6 protein-coding genes are annotated in these 4,530 nt (G+C 62.3%); 3 read left to right on the top strand and 3 right to left on the bottom strand.

All coding sequences use genetic code 11. The features are described 5' to 3' along the window. Nucleotides 1-308: FAD-dependent oxidoreductase (locus tag EN745_RS30655; protein WP_189363208.1), on the bottom strand; the 308-nt coding region annotated here is incomplete at its 3' end. A 174-nt stretch (nucleotides 309-482) separates the two neighbouring features. Between EN745_RS30655 and EN745_RS30650 the strand changes: the two genes are divergently transcribed. Continuing rightward, entirely contained in the window at nucleotides 483-1,142 is a 660-nt protein-coding gene (locus EN745_RS30650; protein ID WP_127407250.1) for a 5-formyltetrahydrofolate cyclo-ligase, read from the top strand. Here the strand turns inward: EN745_RS30650 and EN745_RS30645 are convergent. After that, nucleotides 1,139-1,621 (bottom strand): Lrp/AsnC family transcriptional regulator, encoded by a 483-nt coding sequence (locus tag EN745_RS30645; RefSeq protein ID WP_127422976.1) that lies wholly within the window; start codon nucleotides 1,619-1,621, stop codon nucleotides 1,139-1,141. The two genes, EN745_RS30650 and EN745_RS30645, sit on opposite strands and share 4 nt — an antisense overlap. A gap of 158 nt (nucleotides 1,622-1,779) precedes the next feature. Between EN745_RS30645 and ald the strand changes: the two genes are divergently transcribed. Next, nucleotides 1,780-2,895: an alanine dehydrogenase gene (gene ald, locus EN745_RS30640; RefSeq protein ID WP_127422975.1), complete on the top strand. Its 1,116-nt coding sequence runs from the start codon at nucleotides 1,780-1,782 to the stop codon at nucleotides 2,893-2,895. A gap of 615 nt (nucleotides 2,896-3,510) precedes the next feature. Continuing rightward, nucleotides 3,511-3,969 (top strand): MucR family transcriptional regulator, encoded by a 459-nt coding sequence (locus EN745_RS30635; RefSeq protein ID WP_127422974.1) that lies wholly within the window; start codon nucleotides 3,511-3,513, stop codon nucleotides 3,967-3,969. Between the two features lie 249 nt (nucleotides 3,970-4,218). On the opposite strand, the gene EN745_RS36590 is transcribed toward EN745_RS30635, so the two are convergent. Continuing rightward, a partial coding sequence (locus EN745_RS36590; RefSeq protein WP_210213782.1) for a hypothetical protein occupies nucleotides 4,219-4,530 on the bottom strand: 312 nt, incomplete at its 5' end.

Raw genomic sequence — 4,530 nt, 5'->3', positions numbered from 1 at the left:
AGCGTGTCGAAGGCAACCGAGCCGCCGTCCTCGAGCAGCACGCGCCTGCCGGCGCGGTCGACGCCGGTGACGTTGCCCAGAAGCGTCGTCACGTTCTTGCGCTTGCGCAGCAGATGACGGATCGGCCAGGCAACCTCGGAGGTCGCCAGCGAGGTGGTCGCCACCTGGTAGAGCAGCGGCTGGAACAAATGATGGTTGCGCTTGTCGATCATGGTGATGCGCACCGGCGCGCCGGCCAGCGCATGGGTCAATTCCAGGCCACCGAACCCGGCGCCGACGACCACGACATGATGGCTGGCTTCGTTCATTCACTTACCTCGCCAAGCAAAATCCACCCGACCCAATCTAGGTATTATTGTGCATTGCAACAATAGCGGGAAGACCGTCCAATTGCCCGGGACTCGCCGCCGGATGTCGTGAATGCACATGTCGACCGGTTGGCACGAGGTATAGCCTCATGGCTGGAACGACAGGAGCGCAGCATGGCTGACGATCGCGACGAGCAAGGCCCGGCCCAATACGCCTCCCCGCCCTGTTTCATGCATGAACTCGACCCGGAATTCAGGGTGCCGCTCACCGACTGGAGCGATGTCAGACGCTGGCGCAAGGCCGAGCGCGAGAGGCTGATCGCGGCGCGGCTTGCAGTCTCCGCCGATGCCCGCGCGGCGATGTCGACGCGCATCGCCGTAGGCCTCGACGCTCTGGTCGGCGATATTGGCGGCCGCATGGTCAGCCTCTACTGGCCTTTTCGCGGCGAGCCGGATCTGCGGCCCTGGATGGCGTCGATCAACGAACGCGGCGGGCGGACCGCACTGCCGGTCGTGATCGAGAAAGGGCAGCCGCTGGTGTTCCGCGCCTATAGGCCGGGCGACCGGCTGGAAAAGGGAGTCTGGAACATCCCGATTCCGGCGGAAGGCGATCCGGTGCTGCCAGACATCGTCATCTCGCCGATCGTCGGCATCGACCCAGGCAAGTATCGACTTGGTTACGGCGGCGGCTTCTTCGATCGCACGCTGGCGGCGATGCCGTTCAGGCCGCTGGTAATCGGCGTCGGCTACGAATTGCAACGCATCCCGACCATCTATCCGCAGCCGCACGACATTCCGATGAGCAAGGTGGTGACGGAGGCCGCTGGCGCTTAGCGGCAGCTAGGCATCTCCGGCCGCAAGCCGACGGCCGTCCGGTCGACGATCTCGCGCAGCGCGAAGGACGAATTGATCTTCGTCACATGCGGCATGGCCGACAACCATTCCTTGTGAATGCGTTCGTAGTCGACCAGATCCTTCGCGGCGATGCGCAGGATGTAATCGTATTCGCCAGACATCAGATGGCAGGACAGCACGTTCGGGCAGCGCTTGATCGCCGCCTCGAAATCCGACAGCGTCTTCTCGAACTGCCCCGACAGCGATATATGCACGATCGCCGTCATCTGGTGGCCGAGCGCGGCGTTGGAGAGCCGCGCGTGATAGCCGCGGATGGTGCCCGACTTCTCCAGATTGTCGAGCCTGCGCGAGCAAGCCGATTGCGACAGGCCGACCTTCTCGGCAAGTGCCGCGTTGGGTATCCGGCCATCTTTCTGCAAAGCCTCCAGAATGGCGATATCAATCCTGTCGAGCGGCATTTTTCGTGTTTCCTGCGAAAATATTGATATTTCGCGCAACAATTATCGAAGCATGCCGGTTCAGGCAAGCGCATTCGCAAACACCTGCGAGCCGATTCATGGTTCACTCCACAAATACAGGGAACGCGCCCGCAAAGGGCCGGATCAGGAGACAGAAAATGCGCGTCGGTTGCCCCAAGGAAATCAAGAACCACGAATATCGCGTCGGCCTGACGCCGGGCTCGGTCCGCGAATATGTCGCGCATGGCCATGAAGTGCTGGTCGAGACCGGCGCGGGCGCCGGCATCGGCGCCGACGACAACGCCTATCGTGCCGCCGGCGCGACCATCGCCAAGACGGCCGCCGACGTGTTCGCCAAGTCCGACATGATCGTCAAGGTCAAGGAACCGCAGCCCAACGAGTGGGTTCAGCTGCGCGACGGCCAGATCCTCTATACCTATCTCCACCTCGCTCCGGATCCGGAACAGACCAAGGGCCTGCTGGCCTCAGGCGTCACGGCAATCGCCTATGAGACCGTCACCGACGACCGCGGCGGCCTGCCGTTGCTCGCGCCGATGTCGGAAGTTGCCGGCCGCCTGTCGATCCAGGCCGGCGCGACGGCGCTGCAGAAGGCCAATGGCGGTCGTGGCGTGCTGCTCGGCGGCGTGCCCGGCGTGCTGCCCGGCAAGGTCACCGTGCTCGGCGGCGGCGTCGTTGGCCTGCACGCGGCCCGCATGGCCGCCGGTCTTGGTGCCGACGTCACCATCATCGACCGCTCGATCCCGCGCCTGCGCCAGCTCGACGACCTCTTTGCCGGCCGGGTGCACACCCGGTACTCGACCGTCGAGGCGCTCGAGGAAGAGTGCTTTTCGGCCGACATCGTCGTCGGCGCCGTGCTTATTCCGGGCGCCGCTGCACCCAAGCTGGTTTCGCGCGAAATGCTGTCCGGCATGAAGAAGGGTTCCGTGCTGGTCGACGTCGCTATCGACCAGGGCGGCTGCTTCGAGACTTCGCACGCCACCACCCATGCCGAGCCGACCTACGAGGTCGACGGCGTCATCCACTACTGCGTCGCCAACATGCCGGGCGCGGTGCCGGTCACCTCTGCACACGCGCTCAACAACGCGACGCTGCACTACGGTCTGCAGCTTGCCGACAAGGGCCTGAAGGCGCTGGTCGACGACCACCACCTGCGCAACGGCCTCAATGTCCACAAGGGCAAGATCACCAACCGCGCGGTCGCCGAGGCACTCGGCTACGAACTGGTTGAGCCGAAAGCGGTGCTCGCCGCCTGATTTCAACAAAAAGAGTTTCCTCCCATCGCCCGCCGGTTCGTTCCGGCGGGCTTTTTTTGGTGACGATTGGCCAGAGGCGTCTTCCCCTCCCCTTTCCGTCAATGTCGCGGTGCAGCTCTTCGGGGCGAAGCGCTGGTCGAGGATGAAGCTGAACGCGCCAGCCGCCGGCTCTTCCAGATGCTGTGCGCCGGGCCCCTCCCCGTGAGCACGCGCCTTGGCGCCCGAGGTGCCTGTTCAATCGTTGCCGTCTCGACCAGATCCCAGGTCGTTGTGAGTTCGATCCTGCTGCTTTACAGGCGGCCAGCTCTGCTCTCGGGGTAGCCATTGTCGAGCGCGCCGGACATGAATTCTCCGAATGATCTATTCCGATCTTCAGCATAGAAGAGATCTAGAACGGGCTTGGCAGCGTTTCAGGATCGCCTCCTCATCACATCGAGCATGGATGCTCCAACCGCGGTCGGATCAGCACGAGCAAGACGGCGGGATGCGTCGCTATTGACCACGGTGCAGGACGAGCATGGCAAAAGTCTTGCCGGGGCTTTATTGCTTTCAACAGCAACCGCAACTATGTAGCGACACTTCGCCAGCTGTCTTTCAAACCACCCGGAGAGTTCCATGACAGAAGAAGCCGACAACAACATCGACGTCCTCATCGAGCTCACCGCCGATGTCGTCTCAGCCTATGTCTCCAACAATCCGGTCCCGGTCGGTGAACTCCCTGCCCTGATCAGCCAGGTGCACACAGCACTGAAAGGCACGGCCGACAGCGTCTCCGCAAACGAGCCGGTGGTCCTTAACCCTGCAGTCCCGATCAAGAAGTCGGTGACCCCGGACTACATCATCTGCCTTGAGGACGGAAAGAAATTCAAATCGCTAAAGCGCCATCTGTCGACCGATTTTGGGCTGACGCCGGACGAATATCGCGCCAAATGGGGTCTATCGGGAGATTATCCGATGGTCGCGCCGAATTACGCCGCAGAGCGCTCGGCGTTGGCCAAGACGATGGGGCTCGGCCGCAAACCGAAAGAGCCGGAAACGGAGCCGGCGAAGACCCGCAAGAAAGCCGCAGCCTGACTTTATCTCTCGAGGTTCGTTGTGGCGCGCGCAACAGACAAAGTCTGCGCGGAATATGAAAAGGCGGGGAACCAACCCCGCCTTCCCTTTCAAACAGCTTGGTTTTCCCCAGGGTTCGCGCCGGCTTGCAGCAATCTCCTAACTCCAGCGTTCCGGTCGAGCCTTGTTCTCGCCCGCTCTTATCGAGCGGCCATCAGTCAGTCCTTCCTCGAGTGACGGTAAACCTTTGCAATTAGGACGCGCCAGGTCTCAGGTCACGGCAGGTTTCTTACCTCCTTCGCAATCTGCATGGGCGCCAAGCTCGGCTTCCGGATTGACCGAGTCGGCGATCGGTTGCCGGGCCGCAACCCATCCGTGACCTCCGGCTGACCGACAGTTGATCAATACGATCCAGCGGCAGCTCGAAGCGTGGCCGATCGGCCGCTGTGGCCGCCATGCTGACATGGGGTAATTGCGGGCGATAGATTCTTCGCCGTCAATGATTCTCATGGAGGCCACCATGGACCAATTTGTTGGGTTAGACGTCTCGCAGGAGATGACCCACCTGTGCGTTATCGGCAG

Source organism: Mesorhizobium sp. M4A.F.Ca.ET.022.05.2.1, assembly GCF_003998845.1.
Classification (GTDB): Bacteria; Pseudomonadota; Alphaproteobacteria; order Rhizobiales; family Rhizobiaceae; genus Mesorhizobium.
This window is presented reverse-complemented; position numbering and strand designations above follow the sequence as displayed.